The sequence below is a fragment of the Kribbella sp. NPDC055110 genome (assembly GCF_053607525.1).
Map to the genome: position 1 here is coordinate 97,860 of NZ_JBSGTS010000015.1, position 19,913 is coordinate 117,772.

Consider the following 19,913-nt stretch of genomic DNA (forward strand, 5'->3'; position numbering starts at 1 on the left):
TGTAGGTCACGAACACCTCGGGAGGGTGAGGAGGTGGGTGAATGACCGGGACCAAGACGCATCTGACTGGGGAGCGGGCGCCGTGTGGGCGGCTCGGAGATGCCGATCGAAGCCAGGAGGACGACTTCGAGGGCTTCCGGCTCGACGACATGCTGTTCGCCTGTGGGTGCCGGCAGATGCGGCACGAGTTCCACGACGGCAGCGTACGGATCCGGACTGTGCGGCACGACGGCAAAGTGCTGATGGACGAGCACAGCGGCGACCACGAAGCCTGACCATGGCGAATTATCATGATGTTGTCGTGGTCGGAGGCGGCGGTGCCGGGTTGAGAGCTGCCATTGCGGTGGCCGAGACCAACCCGGCACTGCGCGTTGCGGTGATCTCGAAGGTCTACCCGATGCGCAGCCACACGGTGTCCGCCGAGGGCGGTGCCGCGGCCGTGGCCGGGCCCGACGACACGCTGGACGAGCACGCGTACGACACCGTGTCCGGCAGCGACTGGCTGTGCGACCAGGACGCCGTCGAGGCGTTCGTCGCCGAGGCGCCTCGGGAGCTGCTGCGGCTCGAGCACTGGGGCTGCCCGTGGAGCCGGCAACCGGACGGCAGGATCGCGGTCCGTGCGTTCGGCGGCATGAAGAAGAAGCGCACCTGGTTCGCCGCCGACCGGACCGGGTTCCACCTGCTGCACACGCTGTTCCAGACCGCGCTCTCCTACTCGGACATCGTCCGGTACGACGAGTGGTACGTCACCAAGATCCTCGTCGACGACGGACGCGCGTACGGCGTGGTCGCCATCGAACTGGCCACGGGGCGGACCGAGACCATCACTGCGAACGCGGTGATCGTCTGCACCGGCGGCTGTGGCCGGGTGTTCCCGTTCACGACCAACGCGAACATCAAGACCGGTGACGGGATGGCCCTCGCGTACCGGGCCGGAGCGCCGCTCAAGGACATGGAGTTCGTCCAGTACCACCCGACCGGCCTGCCGTTCACCGGGATCCTGATCACCGAGGCGGCCCGCGCCGAAGGCGGCTGGCTGCTCAACAAGGACGGCTACCGGTACCTGCAGGACTACGACCTCGGTACGCCGACGCAGGAGCCGGTACTGCGCAACATGGAACTCGGACCGCGGGACCGGTTGTCCCAGGCGTTCGTGCACGAAGTCGAGAAGGGCCGCACGATCGATACGCCGTACGGACCGGTCGTCAACCTGGATCTGCGGCACCTCGGGGCGAAGCTGATCGACGCCAAGCTGCCGTTCGTCCGGGAGTTGTGCTCGAAGTACCAGAACATCGATCCGGTGCATCAGCTCGTCCCGGTACGCCCGGTCGTGCACTACATGATGGGCGGGATCCACACGGACCTGCACGGCGCGACCCCGCTCGACGGCCTGTACGCCGCCGGCGAGGTGGCCTGCGTCAGTATCAACGGCGCCAACCGGCTGGGGTCGAACTCGTTGCCGGAGTGCCTGGTCTTCGGCAACCGGGCCGGCCGCGCCGCCGCCGTGTTCGCCGGGCGCTATCACCGCGCGGTGCCGGCGTCGATCGTCGCGCAAGGCCGGGACGAGGAGCGCCGGCTGGCCGCGGAGTTGGGTCGGCGCGTCGAGGGGCACCAGCGGATCGCGGACGTCCGGACCGAGATGCAGTCCACGATGGAGAACGGCGCCGGGATCTATCGCGACGGCGACTCGCTGACCAAGGCCGCCCATGCCCTGGCGGAGCTACGGCTGCGTTTCCAGCACGCGGCGATCGACGACCACAGCACGAACTTCAACACCGAACTGATCGCGTGGCTCGAACTCGGGTTCATGCTGGATGTTGCCGAGTGCATCATCGACAGCGCAGCGCTCCGGGAGGAGTCGCGCGGCGCGCACCAGCGGACCGACTTCCCGGCCCGCGACGACGAACGTTTCCTGGCGCATTCGCTGGTACAACGCCAACCGGACGGAACCAGCCACGTCGGGTACCTCCCGGTGACGATCACCCGCTGGCCGCCGGGCGAACGCGTGTACGGGAGATAGCGATGGCAACCGAGATCACGCTGGAGGTCGCCCGCTACCGGCCAGGAGTCGACACCGAGCCGGTCATGCAGTCGTACCAGGTCCCGCTGCGGGAGCATTGGGCGATCCTGGACGGCCTCACCTACGTGAAGGACCACCTGGACGGCACCCTGTCGTTCCGATGGTCCTGCCGGATGGGGATCTGCGGCAGTTGCGGCATGACCGTGAACGGCGAGCCCCAGCTGAGCTGTGCGACCTTCCTCACCGACTACGCGCCCGGCCCGATCCGGGTCGAGCCGCTGCACAACTTCCCGGTCGTCCGCGACCTCGTGGTGGACATCGACGACTTCATGACCAAGCTGCCGAAGGTCAAGCCGTGGATCGTCCGCGAGGTGCAGAGTCCGGTCGAGGAGGGCGAGTACCTGCAGACGCCCGAGGAACTGGACGAGTACCAGCAGTTCAGCATGTGCATCAACTGCATGCTGTGCTACTCGGCCTGCCCGGTCTACAGTCTCGAACCGGACTTCATCGGCCCGGCGGCGATCGCCCTGGCACAGCGCTACAACCTCGACTCGCGCGACGAGGGTGCCGACGAGCGTCGCGACGTACTGTCCTCGCCGGAAGGGATCTGGGCCTGCACGTTCGTGGGCGAATGCAGTGCCGTGTGCCCGAAGGGTGTGGATCCGGCCGGGGCGATCCAGCGCTACAAGCTGACGGCGGCGACGCAGTCGATCAAGGACCTGCTGATGCCGCGTTCGCGGAGCAGGCGATGAGTGTCTACCAGCGGCCGATTCACCTGTTCTGGTGGCTCGAGCGCCGGGCGTACGTGCTGTTCGTACTGCGTGAGCTCAGCAGCGTCTTCGTTGCGTGGTTCGTGGTGTTCCTGCTGTTGCTGGTGAATGCGATCAGCGACGGCGCCGCGTCGTACCAGCGCTTCCTCGACTGGAGCGGGCAGTGGTGGGTGGTCGCGATCAACGTGATCGCGATGCTGTTCGTGCTGCTGCACGTCGTGACGTGGTTCGGCCTGGCGCCGCGGGCGATGGCGATCAAGGTGCGCGGCAGCCGGGTACCGGCGCGGCAGATCGTTGCCGCGCACTACCTGGCCTGGTTGGTGTTGTCGGCCGTCGTCGCATGGCTGGTGCTGCGATGAACCGCAGGTCGCCTGAACCGTTCCTCTGGATGCTGTTCAGCTCCGGCGGCATGGTGGCCGCGCTGATGGTGCCGATCCTGCTGTTCCTGTTCGGTATCGCGATCCCGCTCGACCTGTGGTCACCTTCGCACACTCATTTGCTCGCGGTACTGCGGAATCCGCTCACCCGACTCGTGCTGTTCGGGCTCTGCGCATTGGCACTGTTCCACTGGGCCCAGCGCTTCCGCTACACCCTGTACGACGGCTTACAGCTGAAGCGGTACGCCGTACCGATCGTCGTCCTGTGCTACGGCGGCGCCATTGTGGGATCCGTCATCGCGGCCGGACTGCTGCTGACGGTCTGACATAGGCTGCGGCGCATGCGGGAGATTGTGGTGGTCGGGGTCGGGGCGGGCGATCCGGAGCAGGTGACGATGCAGGCCGTGTCGGCGCTGAACCGGGTCGACGTGTTCTTCGTGCTGGACAAGGGCGAGGTCAAGCAGGAGCTCGTGGACCTGCGGTCGGAGATCCTGCGGCGGTACGCGACGTCGAAGGACTACCGGGTCGTCGTCGGGCGGGACCCGGAGCGGGATCGTACGACGTCGGCGTACGTCGAGGCCGTCGACGACTGGCGGCGGCGCCGGGCCGACGTGTGCGCGGACCTGATCGCGAGCCAGCTGGGCGAGGGCCAGGTCGGGGCGCTCCTGGTGTGGGGCGACCCGTCGCTGTACGACAGCACGCTGGCGATCCTGGACGACATCTTGGCGCGCGGCGAGCTCGCGTTCTCGGTCGAGGTGATTCCCGGCATCAGCAGCGTGTCGACCCTCGCCGCCCGGCACCGGGTCGGGCTGAACCAGGTCGGGCGCCCGATCCAGATCACCACCGGCCGCCGGCTCGCTCAGGAGTGGCCGGCCGGAGTGGACGACGTCGTGGTGATGCTCGACGCCCAGACCGCGTTCACGGAGCATGTCGATCAGGACGCCGACATCTACTGGGGCGCGTACCTCGGCACACCAGACGAACTCCTCATCTCCGGCCCACTCCGAGAGGTCGCACCCGAGATCGAGAAGGTCCGAGCAGAGGCCCGAGACCGCAAGGGCTGGATCATGGACACCTACCTCCTGAGACGCCACTCGTAGGGGTTGGCGGGTGCAGGGACGCGCGCCCAGGAACGGGCCGACACGGAGGCGCAGGTTCGCACTCCGTCCCCTGAGGGTGTCAGGATTACCACCATGGCGAACTCACTCCTCGATCGAGCGATCTACTCGTATCCCGACGTGGATCGCCTGGTCGGTTTGCACTCGGGCACTGCCCGGCGCTGGCTCGAGGGCTACGAGCGTGGCGGTCGGTTCTATGACCCGGTCCTGCGCGCGGAGCCAACTGGCACCGATGCAGTGACCTGGGGCGAGATGGTCGAGGCGCGGTTCCTCGCGGAGTTCCGAAGTCGCGACGTGCCCGTTCAGCGCCTTCGCCCGGCGATCATCCGACTCCGCAACGACTTCGGCCGCTACCCGCTCGCACACGCCCGCCCGTTCCTGGATGTCGAGGGCCGTGAGCTGGTCAGGATCGTCCAGGAGCAGGTCGGGCTTGAGCGCTCCCTGCAACTCGTGGTCGTCCGCAACGGGCAGCTCGTGCTGGCTGAGTCCGCCCAGCGGTTCAGCTCGGCAGTCGAGTACATCGACGACATCGCCGGCCGACTGACGCCGGAGATCCGCACCCCCGACGTGGTGATGGACCCGCAGCGCTCGTTCGGGCAGCCCTCCGTCCGTAATGTGCGCACCGAATCCCTTGCCGAGGACTTCCGAGCGGGCACCACCCGGGAGGACTTGGCCGACCTCTACGATCTCAGTCACACGCAGGTTGACGAGGCCATCCGCTTCGAACTGATCGCCGGTCGCGCCGGCTGATGGCAGCAGATCTCGGCTCGGTGTACTTCACCGACGAGAACACCCTCGGTCTCGGCAAGCTTCTGCGTCGCAGCGGTCGCGACGACGTGCTCTACCCCGGGCACGACAAGCTACCTGAGGTGCCACTCGGCACCCTGGACCTTGACTGGATGCCTGTCGTAGCCGAGCGCAACCTCGTCGTGCTGACCCGAGATCGGCGGATCCGTACCAGGCCCGCCGAACTGCGCGCGTACTCGGAGCTGGGCATCCGCTCGGTCTGGATCGGCGCAAAGCGGGATCTCGGCCCGCGCGATCAGGTGGACTTGTTCCTCAAACACGAGGCTCGGCTTCAGCGCGAGATCATCAAGCGGGGTGCCGGGCCGTGGGCACTCGCGATGAGCGCGTCCGGAGTGAGACCGCTGAATCTCCGCGATCATTCGTAGGTCCGTACGAGAACGGTGTGCGGACTGTTTCGGACTGAAGGCTAGACCAAAGTCTTAGTGGCTCTGGCCGGTGGGTCGAAGTCGGGGGCGGGTGGTGTGGGCGACGCTCCTGGCATGAAGAGACTCTTGGTGGGTATGGCGGCCGCGGTGGGGCTGTTGGTGGGACTGGCCGGACCGGGTGAAGCGGCACAGCAGAGCGTTGTGCGGATTGACGGCGGGCGGGTGGCTGGTAAGAGCGTCGGGGACGCGTTGGTGTACGACGGGATTCCGTACGCCGCTCCCCCGGTCGGCGCGTTGCGGTGGAAGGCGCCGCAGCCGGTGCAGCCGTGGACCGGCGTACGGGCGTCCAAGGTGGGCAGCGTGTGCGCGCAGCAGGCGAACTCCGAGGCGCCGAAGGGTTCGACCGCCGAGGACTGCCTGTATCTGAACGTGACGACTCCCGCCAAGCCGTCCACGAAACCCCGGGCCGTCGTCGTGTGGATCCCCGGCGGCGGGTTCTTCTCCGGCGCCGGCAGCAGCTACGAGGCATCGAAGTTCGCCGCGCGCGGTGACGTGGTCGTTGTCACGGTCAACTACCGCCTCGGCATCTTCGGCTTCTTCGGGTACCCAGGTCTGCCGGGCTCCGGCACGTTCGGCCTGCAGGACCAGCAGGCCGCCCTGCGCTGGGTGCAGCGCAACGCCGGTGCGTTCGGCGGCGACCCGCGCAACGTCACGGTGGCGGGTGAGTCCGCCGGCGGGATGAGCGTGTGCGCGCAGCTGACCTCCCCGACCGCAACCGGCCTGTTCGCGAAGGCGATCATGCAGAGCGGCTCGTGCGCCTTCAACTGGGCCGACAACAGCCAGTACCCGGGTCAGGCCGCAGACTCCCCCTTTATCCCGGTCAGCCGGGTACGGGCGAACGGCAAGGAGTGGGCGGTCGGCAAGAGCTGCACGACGCTCGAGTGCCTGCGCGGTCTGAAGGCCGACGTACTGGTGGACGACCTGCTCCAGTTCACGCAGATCGGGTACGGCGGGACTCCCGTCGTACCGTTCAGCCCGGCGAAGGCAGTGGAGGCCGGACTGTTCCACCGGGTGCCGATCATCTCCGGGAACAACCACGACGAGGCGAACGGCTGGCTGGCCGCGTTCGGGGACATCAAGGACTACCCGGCGCTGGTGAAGAACATGGTCGGCGCATCCAAGGCGCCTCAGGTACTGCGGCAGTACCCGCAGTCGCGCTACGAGTCAGCGGCTGCAGCGTGGGGTGCTGTGACGACGGACCGGATCTGGTCGTGCACACAGGTCGCGACGGACCAGCAGGCGGCGCGCAAGGTCCCGGTGTACGCGTACGAGTTCGCGGACAAGCACTCCCCGATCGCAGCGCCCGGACTGGGAGCCGCACACGCCATGGAGCTCCCGTACCTGTTCCGCCTCGGCGGCTACGACCTCCCGATGTCGGAGACGCAACAGACGCTGTCGAACCAGATGATCGACTACTGGACGGCGTTCGCGCGGACCGGCAACCCGAACGGTCCGGACCGGCCGCACTGGTCGCCGACCGGAGTACAGGCCGTCAACGGGCTCTCACTCGCGCCGACGGACCAGGGCGGCGTCCAGCGGGTCAATCTGACTGCTGAGCACCAGTGCGGGTTCTGGAGCGGCCTTTCCACACCCGCATGACGATTGGCGACAGCAGGAGCAGGAACATCGCGTAGAAGTCGACGCCTGGAACAAGCGTTGCCAGGAGATAGGCGAGCACGGTCAACCCGGTCATCAGCAAGGAGCCGACAAGCTCCTGCTGTCCGATCGGGTTGTCCGGCTTCTCCAGCTCCTTGTGGCCGTGGACCATCCAGGTCAGCGCGGACTGGCAGACACTGAGCGCCAGGATCGTGCCGATGTACAGGCCGGCGGTGAACTCGTCGGTGTCGAAGGCGCCGACGATCTCGGTCGGGAACGGCAGTATGACGATCGTGAGCAACCAGAGCAGGTTTAGCCGCATCATGGCGGGGGTGTACGCGCGGATGTGCTCGAAGAGCCGGTGGTGCCCCATCCAGAAGGTCGCGATCACCACGAAGCTCAGCAGGAACGTGAAGATCTCCTGACGGTGGTCACTGATCACGCTGACCGCGTCGCCGCCTTCCGACTGCACCTCGGGCACCAGGTCGACCAGCGGCAGCACCAGCAACGTGATGGCGATCGCGACGACCGCATCGCTGAACAGAACGAGGCGGTCCGGGTCTCTCGAGGTACTCACGGCCGCCACAGTAGCGGTCAGCGGTGGCTCGTCCGGAGCAAACTGATCGACAACAGGGTCGCTGCCAGGACGAATCCGGCCGCTGCGAGCCAGGCTGCGCCGTAGCCGTCGCGTAGCGCCAGCAGGTCGCCGGCGCCGGCGGCGAGGCGGTGTGACGTGGTGGATGCGGCCAGCGTGGCCAGTACGGCGGTGCCGACCGCTGCACCGGCTTGCTGAGCGGTGTTGTTGAGTCCCGAGGCCAGTCCGGCGTCGCTGGCGTCCGCACCGGACATGGCCAGCATGATCGACGCTGGGATGGCCACACCGATACCGGCACCCATCACTGCGAGCACTGGCCCGACGTTGACGACGTACGAGCCGTCTACTGGTGCACGGCTGATCCAGAGCAGCGCCAGCATGAAGACGACCAGTCCGGCGAGCAGCATCTTGCGTGGGCCGAAGCGGACGGTGAGGCGTGGTGCGAGGGACAGGGACATCAGCCCGTTCATGAGCGGCGCGGGCAGGAAGGCGAGGCCGGTGGTGAGCGAGTCGTAGCCGAGTACGCGCTGTACATAGAGGGCAGTGGTGAATTGGAAGCCGAAGCCCGCGGCGAAGAGCAGTACGACGACACCGTTGGCGACGGTGAGTTGACGGCGCCGGAAGATGCGCAGGGCAAGTAGCGGGTTCTTGATCCGCGCTTGGCGTACGACGAACGCGGCCAGCAGCACGAGCGACGCAGCGGCCAGCAGCAGCGTGCGGGTCAGCGTCGCATGTGGTTCTGCGGTTTGGACGATCGTGTAGACGCCTAGGGAGAGGCCTGCGGTCACCAGTACGGCGCCTAGTACGTCGGCACCGTTTGCGAGGCCGAGCCCGGGCTGGTGCGCGAGGAGACGTACGGCGAAGGCCAGTGAGACCACACCGATCGGGACGTTGATCAGGAACGCCCAGTGCCAGCCGATGGTCTGGGTGATCACCCCACCGAAGATGAGGCCGATCGACGCGCCGCTGGCGGCTGTGAAGCTGTAGACGCCCATGGCGCGCGCCTGCTCACCAGAAGCCGGGTAGAGGTTCACGATCATCCCCAGGATCACCGCCGAGGCCAGTGCCCCGCCGACGCCCTGCAGGAACCTGCCGGCGATCAGCACCTCCGCATTGCCCGCCACCCCGCACAACAACGACGCCGCGGTGAACAACCCGAGTCCTGCGACGAAGACCCGCTTGCTCCCGATCAGATCCCCGATCCGCCCCGCCAGCAGGAGCAGTCCGGCGAACGCGATCAGGTAGGAGTTCATCACCCACGCCAGCCCCGCCTGCGAGAACCCCAAATCCGCCTGAATCGTAGGCAACGCAACGGTCACCACGGTCCCGTCCAAGATGATCATCAACTGCATCACGCACAGGACGACAAGCGCCTTCCCGCGCGCCCGCACCGCCACCGACTCCACTACAGCCACAACCCACTCCCATCGCTAGCCCGATGAGAGAGACCATAACAGATAGTCCCGTAAGAGACGATCTTCTAGTGGATAAATAATCCAGCTGCAGCCCGCTCAGGTCGCGGCTAGAGTCGCTGGGATGAGGGACGAACCCGCCGAGATCTCCTGTGACCTGGTGGCCGGAATCCTCAAGGAACATTGGGGTTTCCAGGCCACAGAGGTGGTGTATGCGCCGGTCGGTTTCGGCAGTTACCACTGGATCGCCTCCGAGGCCGGCGAGCCGCGCTGGTTCGTGACCGCGGATCGGGTTGGGTCGGCCGGCGTGATCGAGGCTGCGATGCAGACAACCAAGGAACTGGCTGACCGCGGCTACGAGTTCGTCGTGGCACCGTTGCCCGATCGGACCGGCAGGCTTGTCCGCGAGGCGCTACCGGGTTGGACGTTCGTGGTCCTGCCGTATCTGCCGGGGTGGAGCATGCCGGACGGCGCCTGGAACGATCCGTCGGAGCGCGACCAGATCGCCCGCATCCTGGGGCGGCTGCATGCGGCACCGGCGCCAGAAGCCTTACAACGGTGGGATCCCGTCATCCCCGACCGGGATGCACTGCTCGCCGCACTCGCGGACCTCGACCGGCCGTGGTCCTCCGGACCGTACGCCGAGCCCACCCGACTGCGGCTGGCGGGCGCGATCGGTCACGTTCACCGGCGGCTCGCGCAGTACGACGCGCTGGTCCGTGAGTTGGAGGCGTCGGACGACCCATGGGTCGTCACGCACGGCGAGCCGCATAGCGCCAACGTCCTCCGCGCTACCGACGGCCGGATGTGGCTGATCGACTGGGACACGGTGCGGCTCGCGCCACGCGAGCGGGATCTGGCCGCGATCGTCGGTGGTCCGACCGACGTGCTCCCGGCGTACCAGGCAGAGGCCGGTCCGGTCAGCCCGCGGGCCGCGGTCCTGGAGCTCTTCGACGTCTGGTGGTCGCTTGCCGAGATCGCCTCGTACGTCGAGCTGTTCCGGCGGCCGCACACCGAATCCCAGGACAGCAGGGAGTCCTGGCAGAACCTGACGGCGTACGTGCCTAGTTGATTCAGCCGACGCGCTGGCGGGAGCGGCGGACCGGCTGGGCGGTGACGGGGGTGGAGAGGGGGCCGTCGACGAGGGTGGTGATGGAGTCGACGAAGGTCTTGCGGTGCGGGGCGGTGAGGGCTTCTAGGGCGTCGGCGTGGACGCGGTCGACGATCTTCTGGCCCTCGGCGGCGACTGTCGCGCCGGCGTCGGTGACGGCGATGATGCGGGCGCGGCGGTCGGTCGCGGACGGGCGGCGTTCGGCGTACCCGGCCTTCTCGAGCGCGTCGACGGTCACCACCATCGTGGTCTTGTCCATGTAGGACAGCTCGGCGATCTGGATCTGCGTACGTTCGGCCTCGAGCGCGTGCCGCAGTACGCACTGCATCCGCAACGTCAGGCCGATCTCCGCCAGCGCCGCGGACAACTGGGTCTCCAGGACATGCCCGGCATGCGTGAGGTAGCCGGTGAGGTCAGGGACAGTACGTTCCGGAAGCTCCGCCATACCTCCGAGAGTAGCGCGATCATCCGCCCCCAGATGATCCCAAGCCAGATCATTCCCGCAGGCAACTGAGGGTGTTGGGGAGGTTTCCTTCCCGAAACGGGCAGGGAATCCTCCCCAACCGCTTTCAGTCGCGGGAAAGCGACGGCTTGGTGGATGGCGACGGCGGTGTCGCGAAATCGCGAGCTGGTCGGGTTCGCGGGCAGTTGCCTGGGATGCATGACTGTTCTGACAACGCAGGCCGCGCCACGGGCACTCCGGTGGTTCGGGGTGGGTGCGGTGACGCTGGGGATCTTCGCGATCGTCACCACCGAGATCCTCCCGATCGGCCTCCTCACCTCGATCGGCGCCGACTTCGCGCTCACCCCGGGCCGCACCGGCTGGCTGATGACGATGCCCGGTCTGGTCGCCGCCGTCGCCGCACCTGTCGTCACCCTCGCCACAGCCCGGCTGGACCGCCGCCTCATGCTCTGCGTCCTCATGGTCCTGCTGGCCGTGGCCGGCTTCCTCGCAGCAGCCGCACCGGTCTTCTGGCTCGAGTTGGTTGCCCGCTTCCTCGTCGGCCTGACTATTGGAGGCTTCTGGTCCATCGGTGCCGGTCTCGCGGGACGACTCGTCCCGGAGCGCTGGGCGCCGCGGGCGACAGCCGTCATCTTCTCCGCAGTCCCCCTCGGCTCAGTGCTCGGCGTACCAGCAGGCACCTTCGTCGGTGAGCTCGCCGGCTGGCGTACGTCGTTCGCAGCGCTCGGCGTACTCGCCCTACTGGCATTAGTCGCGCTCCGGACCACCGTCTCGCCACTGCCACCGTTGCAGGTCACCCACGCCGCAGTACTCCGCAAGGCCTTCCGCAGCAGCCGGACCGCTCTGGTCGTCACCTGTCTGATCGTCACGGCGCACTTTGCGACCTACACCTACGTCACACCGCTCCTGCGCGAGGTGGTGCGTCCAGAGCTCATCGGCCTGTTCCTGCTCGTGTACGGCGCCGCAGGTCTGATCGGCAACGTCGTCGCCGGCCTGTGGGCAGCCCGCAACCTCCTCACCACGTTCGCCACCTGCGCTGCACTGATCGCCGCAGCGACGCTCCTCATGCCAGTAGCGGGCCGCAGTACGGCGGGAGCGTTGTTGCTCCTCGTCGTCTGGGGACTCGGGTATGGCGGCGTACCGGTCTGCTCGATGACCATGTTCGCGCAGGCCGTGCCCGAGTCTCGGGAGGCTGCGACCGTGTGGTTCACCTCCTCGTTCCAGGCGGTGTTGTCGGCCGGGGCGCTGGTCGGCGGGCTCGTGGTGGACGCGTGGTCGGTGCAGGTGGCGATGGTGGCCGGGGGCGGGTGTGCCATGGTGGCGGTCGGGTTCCTGCTGTGGGGCAGAACACACCAGGTTTCGGGGACGTAGCATCACGCCTGTGGCGAGGACCGAAGTCGATCGATGCCCTGGTGTGCTGGCAGTGCACCAGGCGGCTGACGGCGGTCTCGCACGCGTACGGGTACCCGGTGGGCGGCTGACGACCAAGCAGCTCGACGTACTGCGTCTTGCTGCCGCCGAGCTGGGAGACGGGCGGCTGGAGCTCACGTCGCGGGGCAACGTACAGCTCCGCGGACTGCAGGCCGACGGGCCGCGGGACCTGTCAGACCGGCTCTTTACGGCCGGCCTGCTGCCGTCGATCGCACACGAGCGCGTCCGCAACATCCTGGCGTCACCACTCTCCGGCCTGGACCAGCAGTCGAGGTACGACGTACTTCCTGTCGCCACTGCCCTGGACCGCGCGCTGTGCGAGCGCCCTGCGCTGGCTGATCTGCCGGGGCGGTTCCTGTTCGCGCTGGATGACGGGCGCGGGGATCTGGCCGAGCTGGCAGCAGATGTTGCTGTGCGAGCGCTGGACGAGCGGACCGGCTTGCTGAGCCTCGGGACGCTTGGTGTACGGGTGGAGTGGGATGTGGTGCCGGAGCTGATGCTGGCTGCGGCGGAGGCGTTCCTTGCGGTGCGCGATCAGGAGTGGCGGATCGGTGAGGTCGCTGACGGTGAAGAGCTCATCCTGGAGCGGCTTGGGTTGCGGGCGACTGAGGCGGTGCCCACTGACACCGCGCGGGTTGTTGCTGGGGTGCATGGGCGCGCTCTGGTCGTGACGGTTCCGCTGGGGAGTTTGACGCAGGAGCAGGCTGCTGCGTTGGTGCGGGTTGGTGCTGAGGTTCGGATCACGCCTTGGCGGTCTGTGGTGGTGCCAGCTGGTAGTACTCGCCTGGAGGAGGTTGGGCTGGTCACTACACCCGGCTCGGTCTGGGAGGGTGTCACGGCTTGTGCCGGGCGGCCGGTGTGCGCGAAGGCGCTGGCCGACGTACGAGCAGACGCAACCAAGAGCGTGACAGCAGGTGGGTTGGCTCGGGTGGTTGGGCGGGGCCGGGTGCACTGGTCGGGTTGTGAGCGGCGGTGCGGGAAGCCTTCCGCCGGGTTCGTCGATGTTCTTGCGGTAGGCAACGGTTATCTGGTGGACGGGGAACGGGTGTGAGTTACGAGTACGAGCGGGACGGCGCGGAGATCTACCGGCGGTCGTTCGCGACGATCCGGGCCGAGGCGGTGCTCGACGGGCTGTCGGCCGACGTGGCGCAAGTCGCCGTACGGATGATTCATGCGTGCGGAATGACCGATCTGGTCGCCGACCTCGCCTGGTCGCCGAACGTGGTGAAGCATGCCCGGACCGCGCTCCAGAACGGTGCACCGATCCTGTGCGACGCGCAGATGGTCGCGGCCGGCATCACGCGGCGGCGGCTCCCGGCGGACAACGAGGTGATCTGCACGTTGCAGGACCCGCGCACGGTCGCGTTGGCGGAGCAGTTGGCGACCACCAGGAGCGCTGCGGCCGTCGACCTGTGGCTCGATCGGCTCGAAGGTGCAGTTGTTGCTATTGGCAACGCGCCGACCACGCTGTTCCGTTTGCTGGAGGTGATCGCGGCCGGTGGTCCGCGGCCGGCGGCGGTGTTGGGCATTCCGGTCGGGTTCATCGGCGCGGCAGAGTCCAAGGAAGCGCTGGCGGGGAACGAACTCGGACTGGAGTACCTGGTGGTCAGAGGACGCCGGGGTGGCAGCGCGATCACCGCGGCCGCCGTCAACGCGATTGCGAGTGAGGCAGAGTGACTGGTCGGTTGTGGGGGGTTGGGCTGGGGCCCGGTGATCCTGAACTGGTGACGGTCAAGGCGGCTCGGTTGATCGGGGCTGCGGACGTGATCGCGTTCCACAGTGCGCGGCACGGGCGGAGTATCGCCCGGTCGGTTGCCGCGCCGTACCTGACGCCTGGCCAGCTGGAGGAGCACCTCGTCTACCCGCTCACCACGGAGACGACCGACCACCCGGGCGGGTACCAGGGCGCGATGGACGACTTCTACGCCGACTGCGCCGCCCGGCTCGCAGCGCATCTCGATGCCGGCCGGGACGTGGTCGTCCTCGCGGAGGGCGACCCGCTGTTCTACGGCTCGTACATGCACATGCACAAGCGGCTCGCGGACCGCTACCCGTGTGAGGTGGTCCCTGGCGTCACCTCCGTCAGCGCCGCGGCCGCCGTACTCGGCCGACCGCTGTGCGAGCGCGACGAGATCCTCACCGTCCTGCCCGGCACCCTGCCGCCGGATGTACTCGCGGACCGCCTCCGCTCGACCGACGCGGCCGCCGTGATGAAGCTCGGCCGCACGTTCGCGGGCGTCCGGGAGGCCTTCGAGCTCGCAGGCCGCGCCGACGAGGCCTGGTACGTCGAACGCGCGACAACCGACGCCCAGCGCACAGCACCGCTCAACGAGGTCGACCCGGACGAGGTCCCGTACTTCTCGCTCGCCCTCCTCCCGAGCCCCATCAACAACACGTTCGCTGCCCCGGTCACCAAGACCGCAGCGGAAGGCTCCGTGACCGTCGTCGGCCTCGGACCGGCCGGTCCGGAGTGGATGACGCCGGAGGCGCGGGCCGCGATCGCCGGTGCGGACGATGTGATCGGCTACACGACGTACGTCGGCCGTCTGCCGGACAGGGCCCGTCAGCGCAAGCACGGCTCGGACAACCGCGTTGAGTCGGAGCGGGCCGCGTTCGCGCTCGACCTGGCTCGCAAGGGCTCCACTGTGGTTGTGGTCTCGTCCGGTGACCCAGGTGTGTTCGCCATGGCCAGTGCGGTCACAGAGATCGCGGCGGAGCCGGAATACGCCGATATCGCCGTACGGGTGCTGCCTGGCATGACGGCCGCACAGGCGGTCGCCAGCCGGGTCGGTGCGCCGCTGGGACACGACTACTGCGTGTTGTCGCTGTCGGACCGGCTCAAGCCGTGGGACGTGATCGCCCAGCGCCTGACCGCCGCAGCGCAGGCAGACCTGGCGATAGCGATCTACAACCCCGCCTCCAGGTCCCGTACCTGGCAGGTCGAGGCGACGCGGGACCTGCTGCTGGAGCACCGCTCCCCCGGTACGCCGGTTGTGGTCGGACGCGACGTCGGCGGGCCGGAGGAGGCGATCACTGTGACAACGCTGGCCGAACTGGATCCTCAAACGGTTGACATGCGGTGCCTGCTCCTGGTCGGCTCGTCACAGACCCGTACTGTGCCCCGGCCGGCCGGCTCGCTGGTGTTCACTCCACGCCGATACCCCGCGACGGTGAGTGACACCACCCCAGGAGACGGTTAAATCAGCGCTCCGGCTGTGTCAGGCGCGGTGCGGACGGGTAGGGACCGCCCCGAACCGACCTGTGAGGAGCCTGCGGAGATGAGTCAGCAGTACACCGGTGACACCGCCACGATCACTACGCCCGCCGGCGACGCCAGCACGCAGAAGTACGAGGAGGCCCGTGCAGCTGCGAGCCGGGCGATGAGCACGATCTCGGTCCCTGCGGAGCAGCCGCTGCGCACACCTCCGGCTGCGGCCGAGCCGGACGTCGATCCGGACCTGCTGTCGTACCGCGGGTTCAAGTTCGGTGCGGCGTTCTTCGGGTGGCTGATCGCGATCTCGATGTCGGTGCTGCTGATGGCCGCAGTGGCCGCGGCCGCGCTCGGCACCGCCCAGGTCCTGGACTACACCACCAGTGACGCGAAGGCGCAGCCCGGCGCGGCCTCGCTCACGGCGGCAGGTGTCACGATCTTCATGCTGATGCTGGCGTTCTACACCGGCGGGTACGTCGCCGGCCGGCTGGCACGCTTCGACGGCGGACGCCAGGGCTTCGGCGTCTGGATGATCGCACTGCTCGTCGGACTGCTCGCCGGCGGTGCCGGTTGGGTGCTGGACAACCAGTACGGCGTGCTCGACAACTTCAACCGTCCGGACGTGGCACTCGCCGACAACACCCTCCTGCTCGGCAGCATCGCCGCTGCGGCCGCTCTGCTGATCCTGACGCTGCTGGCCGCCGTCCTCGGCGGCAAGTCCGGCCGGCGCTACCACGACCGCATCGACCAGCTGCTCTGAGACCAGCTGCCCTGAGACCAGCTGCCCTGAGTCGCAGTCGGTTTCACACCGGGTACAGGGGAGGTACACGGGGCTTGTCCGGTGAGGAGAAGCTGACATGACCCAGCAGCATCAGGAAGACACACGTGTTGACAGGCTCGGCCCGTCCGAGCTGTACGAGGAGGAGCGGAGCGCCGCGCCGGTCCGGGAGCGGATGCACAGGCGCTCCAGAGGCGGCGGGACGTTCTACGGGTGGTTGGTCGCGATCGGGCTGACCGCGTTGCTGACCGGGCTCGCCGGTGCGATCGCGGCGGCCGTCGACTACGCGGTCACCTTCGACTGGTACGACGCCAGCGCGAACACCGCCGGCACCATCGGGATCGTGTCCGGCGCGGTGCTGCTGCTGATCCTGGCAGTCGCGTACTACCACGGCGGGTACGTCGCCGGCCGGCTTGCACGGTCCGCTGGTGCCTTGCACGGGCTTGGCGTCTGGCTGGTCGGTGTTGTCGTCACCGCGATCGCCGCCGCGCTAGCAGCGCTAGCGGGCACGCAGTACGACGTACTGGACCGAATGAAACTGCCGTCGCTGCCGATCGCGGACCAGACACTCACGACCGGCGGCCTGATCGCGGTGGTCGCCGCGGTCCTGATCACGCTGGTCGCGGCAGTGATGGGCGGTATGGCCGGCCGACGGTACCACCGCAGCATCGGCTCCAGCGACGGCTGAACCCGCCCTCGCGAACTGTGCTAGAACAGGCAGTAACCAAAGGGGCCCTCGTGGACCAGTTAACGCTCGGCGTCATCGGTCGTTCCCGCAAGGAGAACGAGCACCGGCTGCCGATCCATCCGCACCACTTCGAGCGAATCGACGAGGATCTGCGCCAGCAGATCTTCCTCGAGACCGGGTACGGCGAGCGGTTCGGGATCTCGGACGAGGACCTGGCGAAATCGGTGGCCGGCGTGGTCGGCCGGGACGAACTGATCGCGGTCGCCGATGTGGTGGTGCTGCCCAAGCCGCAGGCCGAGGATCTCGCCGCGCTCCGGGTCGGGCAGACGCTCTGGGGCTGGCCGCACTGCGTCCAGGACGACGAGATCACCCAGCTCGCGATCGACCGCAGGCTCACGCTGATCGCGTTCGAGGCGATGAACCACTGGACCGCCGACGGCCGCTTCAGCCTGCACGTGTTCCACAAGAACAACGAGCTCGCCGGGTACTGCTCCGTCCTGCAGGCGCTCGAGCTGATCGGCTCCACCGGCGACTACGGGCGCCGGCTGCGTGCGGTGGTGATCGGGTTCGGCGCGACCGCCCGCGGTGCCGTCACCGCGCTGAACGCGCACGGGGTGCACGACGTCGACGTACTGACCGGGCGTGATGTGGCCGCTGTCGCCTCACCGATCCACTCGGCGCGGATGGTCCAGTACGACCAGGACGAAGTCGAGCCAGGTGCCGCGCTCGATCCGCGCCGCAGTCACGCGTTGACCGACGAGGGCCGGGTGCCGCTGGCCGGATTCCTGGCTGAGCACGACATCATCGTGAACTGTGTGCTGCAGGACCCGGACGCGCCGCTGACGTTCCTGATCGAGGAGGATCTCGCGCATTTCGCGCCGGGCAGCCTGATCGTCGACGTCTCCTGCGACCTGGGCATGGGGTTCAGCTGGGCGCGGCCGACCGGGTTCGACGACCCAACGTTCGTGGTCGGGGACAACATCACGTACTACGGCGTCGACCACAGCCCGTCGTACCTGTGGAACTCGGCGACCTGGGAGATCAGCGAGGCACTGCTGCCGTTCATCCGCCCGGTGCTCGAAGGTCCCGCCGCGTGGCATGCCGACGCCACCATCAGCCGGGCGATCGAGATCGAGGCGGGCACCATCCGCAATCCCGGCATCCTCTCGTTCCAGCACCGCTCCCCCGTCCATCCCTACCCGCATCTCTGACCCCACGCTGCGGATCCCGGGAAGACACTGACCGGGTCCGGCGTTGCTCTTGGTGTGCTGGACGTAGCAGTGATCGGAGCGGGGCAGGCGGGGCTGTCGGCTGCGTACCACCTGGTGCGGATGGGTTTCACGCCGTACGACGAGGTCGTCGTACTGGATCGCAACGCGGACCCTGGTGGCGCGTGGCAGCACCGGTGGGACTCGTTGACGATGCACGACGTCCACGGGATCGCGAACCTGCCCGGCGTACCGGTGCCCTCCAGCGCGGGTGCGGAACGAGCCAACGAGTTCGTCCCGGCGTACTTCGCGGACTACGAGAAGCGGTTCGACCTGCCGGTACTGCGGCCTGTTGCAGTGGAGAGCGTCCGCTCGGTGGACGACGGGTTCGAACTGGACACGTCCAGCGGCCTGTACCGCGCGGCCTCGCTTGTGAACGCTACCGGGACATGGGACCGGCCGTTCATCCCGTGGTACCCGGGGATCGAGACGTTCCAGGGGCGGCAGCTGCACACTGCCGACTACCGTGGCGCTGCTGAGCTCGCCGGGCAGCAGGTCCTGGTTGTCGGTGGTGGCGCGTCCGCTGTACAGCTGCTCGCGGAGATCTCTGAGGTTGCGAGCACGACCTGGGTGACGCGGCGGCCGCCGGAGTGGCGTACCGATGAGGACTTCACCCCCGAGTACGGACGTCAGGTCGTGGCACGTGTTGAAGAGCGCGTCCGCGCCGGTCTGCCGCCTCGCAGCGTGGTCAGCGTCACCGGCCTGCACCTGCGGCCACAGGAGCAAGCCGCGTGGGCACGTGGTGTCTACACCCGTCTACCGATGTTCTCGCGCATCACAGCGGACGGTGTCGAGTGGGGCGACGGGAGCAGCCTGCACGTCGACACCATCCTCTGGGCGACCGGCTTCCGCGCCGACCTCGCGCATCTGGCTCCACTGCATCTCCGCGAGCCGTCCGGCGGCATCCGCATGAACGGCACCGCCTCCGTCGCCGACCCCCGCATCCACCTCGTCGGCTACGGCCCCTCAGCCAGCACCATAGGCGCCAACCGAGCCGGCTTCACCGCCGCCCGCGCCCTCCGAGACCTCCTCGGACCGCTGGCCGCCTAGGCGGTCCCTGAGCGAATCACTCGGTTGCGCGATTGCGCGTCGGTTCGGGCAGCGCGACTGTCGAACAGTCGTCCGAACCGTCGTACGACCCGATCGAGGAGGAGCCGGTATGTCGACCAAACCAAGCATCGTTTTCGCCCACGGACTCTGGGCGGACGGCTCGTGCTTCAGCAAGGTGATCGGCCCACTGCAGGCGGAAGGGTACGAGTGCCTCGCATCGCAGCACGGTCTCGATTCCCTGGCCGGTGACGTCGCCGCGGTCCGCCGGACCGTCGCCCGGGCCGCCAATCCGGTGGTGCTGGTCGGCCACTCGTACGGCGGCACGCTGATCACGCATGCCGGCGTCGACGACCGGGTCCGCGGCCTCGTCTACATCGCGGCGCTCGGGGTCGACGAGACCGAGACCTCGCAGAGCGCGCAGGAGAAGTTCGCGACGACCGAGGTCTTCCAGCACATCGAGATCGCCGACGGCCGCATCTGGTTGCTGGAGAGCGGGATCTCGTGCTTCGCCGGCGATCTGCCCGCGGAGGAGCAGCAGCTCGTCTGGGCAACCGCGATGCCACCGGTCGCCGACCTCTTCACGCAGAAGGTCGACGGCATCGCCTGGCAGACGAAACCCAGCTGGTACATCGTCGCCAATCACGACAAGACCGTGAATCCGGACCTGGAGCGCTTCGTCGCCGACCGGATGGGCGCGCACACGTTCGACGTCGACTCGAGCCATGTCCCGATGCTGTCGGAACCGAAGTTCACCCTCGACATCATCCGGCAGGCGGCAGACGCTGTCTGAACC

At 68.0% G+C, this 19,913-nt stretch carries 22 protein-coding genes; 19 read left to right on the top strand and 3 right to left on the bottom strand.

Annotated elements, in window-relative coordinates:
- Positions 1-41: 41 nt before the first annotated feature.
- The 9 genes from ACWF0M_RS23460 to ACWF0M_RS23500 all read left to right on the top strand — a co-directional run bounded on the left by ACWF0M_RS23460 (position 42) and on the right by ACWF0M_RS23500 (position 7,116).
- Complete coding sequence (locus ACWF0M_RS23460) at positions 42-275, top strand: hypothetical protein (protein ID WP_452237822.1); 234 nt, start codon at positions 42-44, stop codon at positions 273-275.
- A 2-nt stretch (positions 276-277) separates the two neighbouring features.
- On the top strand, positions 278-2,020 hold the full coding sequence (gene frdA / locus ACWF0M_RS23465; protein WP_452237823.1) for a fumarate reductase (quinol) flavoprotein subunit: 1,743 nt from the start codon (positions 278-280) through the stop codon (positions 2,018-2,020).
- A 2-nt stretch (positions 2,021-2,022) separates the two neighbouring features.
- Entirely contained in the window at positions 2,023-2,772 is a 750-nt protein-coding gene (locus ACWF0M_RS23470) for a succinate dehydrogenase/fumarate reductase iron-sulfur subunit (RefSeq protein WP_452237824.1), read from the top strand.
- A complete protein-coding gene (locus ACWF0M_RS23475) occupies positions 2,769-3,149 on the top strand; it encodes a fumarate reductase subunit C (protein ID WP_452237825.1) in 381 nt (126 codons plus the stop codon). The genes ACWF0M_RS23470 and ACWF0M_RS23475 overlap by 4 nt, the downstream gene beginning before the upstream one ends.
- Positions 3,146-3,493, top strand: coding sequence for a fumarate reductase subunit FrdD (gene frdD / locus ACWF0M_RS23480; RefSeq protein ID WP_452237826.1), 348 nt, complete (start codon positions 3,146-3,148; stop codon positions 3,491-3,493). The genes ACWF0M_RS23475 and frdD overlap by 4 nt, the downstream gene beginning before the upstream one ends.
- Positions 3,494-3,508: 15 nt before the next feature.
- A complete protein-coding gene (gene cobF, locus ACWF0M_RS23485; protein ID WP_452237827.1) occupies positions 3,509-4,267 on the top strand; it encodes a precorrin-6A synthase (deacetylating) in 759 nt (252 codons plus the stop codon).
- 93 nt (positions 4,268-4,360) lie between these two features.
- A complete protein-coding gene (locus ACWF0M_RS23490) occupies positions 4,361-5,035 on the top strand; it encodes a DUF433 domain-containing protein (RefSeq protein ID WP_452237828.1) in 675 nt (224 codons plus the stop codon).
- Positions 5,035-5,457: a PIN-like domain-containing protein gene (locus tag ACWF0M_RS23495; RefSeq protein ID WP_452237829.1), complete on the top strand. Its 423-nt coding sequence runs from the start codon at positions 5,035-5,037 to the stop codon at positions 5,455-5,457. Before ACWF0M_RS23490 ends, ACWF0M_RS23495 begins: the two co-directional genes overlap by 1 nt.
- 114 nt (positions 5,458-5,571) lie before the next feature.
- Positions 5,572-7,116: a carboxylesterase/lipase family protein gene (locus ACWF0M_RS23500; RefSeq protein ID WP_452237830.1), complete on the top strand. Its 1,545-nt coding sequence runs from the start codon at positions 5,572-5,574 to the stop codon at positions 7,114-7,116.
- Here the strand turns inward: ACWF0M_RS23500 and ACWF0M_RS23505 are convergent.
- Both ACWF0M_RS23505 and ACWF0M_RS23510 read right to left on the bottom strand, forming a co-directional pair.
- Positions 7,058-7,690, bottom strand: coding sequence for a TMEM175 family protein (locus ACWF0M_RS23505; RefSeq protein WP_452237831.1), 633 nt, complete (start codon positions 7,688-7,690; stop codon positions 7,058-7,060). The two genes, ACWF0M_RS23500 and ACWF0M_RS23505, sit on opposite strands and share 59 nt — an antisense overlap.
- A 17-nt stretch (positions 7,691-7,707) precedes the next feature.
- Positions 7,708-9,123, bottom strand: coding sequence for an MFS transporter (locus tag ACWF0M_RS23510; RefSeq protein WP_452237832.1), 1,416 nt, complete (start codon positions 9,121-9,123; stop codon positions 7,708-7,710).
- A gap of 121 nt (positions 9,124-9,244) precedes the next feature.
- Between ACWF0M_RS23510 and ACWF0M_RS23515 the strand changes: the two genes are divergently transcribed.
- Positions 9,245-10,192: a phosphotransferase enzyme family protein gene (locus ACWF0M_RS23515; RefSeq protein WP_452237833.1), complete on the top strand. Its 948-nt coding sequence runs from the start codon at positions 9,245-9,247 to the stop codon at positions 10,190-10,192.
- A 1-nt stretch (position 10,193) separates the two neighbouring features.
- Here the strand turns inward: ACWF0M_RS23515 and ACWF0M_RS23520 are convergent, their stop codons facing one another.
- The gene (locus ACWF0M_RS23520) at positions 10,194-10,676 is read right to left on the bottom strand and encodes a MarR family winged helix-turn-helix transcriptional regulator (protein WP_452237834.1); all 483 of its coding nucleotides are present in this window, start codon (positions 10,674-10,676) and stop codon (positions 10,194-10,196) included.
- Between the two features lie 216 nt (positions 10,677-10,892).
- Between ACWF0M_RS23520 and ACWF0M_RS23525 the strand changes: the two genes are divergently transcribed.
- The 9 genes from ACWF0M_RS23525 to ACWF0M_RS23565 all read left to right on the top strand — a co-directional run bounded on the left by ACWF0M_RS23525 (position 10,893) and on the right by ACWF0M_RS23565 (position 19,910).
- The gene (locus tag ACWF0M_RS23525) at positions 10,893-12,065 is read left to right on the top strand and encodes an MFS transporter (protein ID WP_452237835.1); all 1,173 of its coding nucleotides are present in this window, start codon (positions 10,893-10,895) and stop codon (positions 12,063-12,065) included.
- Between the two features lie 10 nt (positions 12,066-12,075).
- The gene (locus ACWF0M_RS23530) at positions 12,076-13,176 is read left to right on the top strand and encodes a precorrin-3B synthase (RefSeq protein ID WP_452237836.1); all 1,101 of its coding nucleotides are present in this window, start codon (positions 12,076-12,078) and stop codon (positions 13,174-13,176) included.
- Positions 13,173-13,802, top strand: a complete 630-nt coding sequence (locus ACWF0M_RS23535) for a precorrin-8X methylmutase (RefSeq protein WP_452237837.1) — start codon at positions 13,173-13,175, stop codon at positions 13,800-13,802. Before ACWF0M_RS23530 ends, ACWF0M_RS23535 begins: the two co-directional genes overlap by 4 nt.
- A complete protein-coding gene (locus tag ACWF0M_RS23540; protein ID WP_452237838.1) occupies positions 13,799-15,325 on the top strand; it encodes a precorrin-2 C(20)-methyltransferase in 1,527 nt (508 codons plus the stop codon). The genes ACWF0M_RS23535 and ACWF0M_RS23540 overlap by 4 nt, the downstream gene beginning before the upstream one ends.
- A 78-nt stretch (positions 15,326-15,403) precedes the next feature.
- Positions 15,404-16,096: a hypothetical protein gene (locus ACWF0M_RS23545; protein ID WP_452237839.1), complete on the top strand. Its 693-nt coding sequence runs from the start codon at positions 15,404-15,406 to the stop codon at positions 16,094-16,096.
- Positions 16,097-16,193: 97 nt separating this feature from the next.
- Positions 16,194-16,802 (top strand): hypothetical protein, encoded by a 609-nt coding sequence (locus ACWF0M_RS23550; RefSeq protein WP_452237840.1) that lies wholly within the window; start codon positions 16,194-16,196, stop codon positions 16,800-16,802.
- Positions 16,803-16,852: 50 nt separating this feature from the next.
- Positions 16,853-18,013 (top strand): N(5)-(carboxyethyl)ornithine synthase, encoded by a 1,161-nt coding sequence (locus ACWF0M_RS23555; protein WP_452237841.1) that lies wholly within the window; start codon positions 16,853-16,855, stop codon positions 18,011-18,013.
- A 54-nt stretch (positions 18,014-18,067) separates the two neighbouring features.
- Positions 18,068-19,120 carry an FAD-dependent oxidoreductase gene (locus ACWF0M_RS23560; RefSeq protein WP_452237842.1) on the top strand — a complete coding sequence of 351 codons (1,053 nt, stop codon included), beginning with the start codon at positions 18,068-18,070 and terminating at the stop codon, positions 19,118-19,120.
- Between the two features lie 109 nt (positions 19,121-19,229).
- Complete coding sequence (locus ACWF0M_RS23565; RefSeq protein ID WP_452237843.1) at positions 19,230-19,910, top strand: alpha/beta fold hydrolase; 681 nt, start codon at positions 19,230-19,232, stop codon at positions 19,908-19,910.
- The last annotated feature ends 3 nt before the right edge of the window (positions 19,911-19,913 follow it).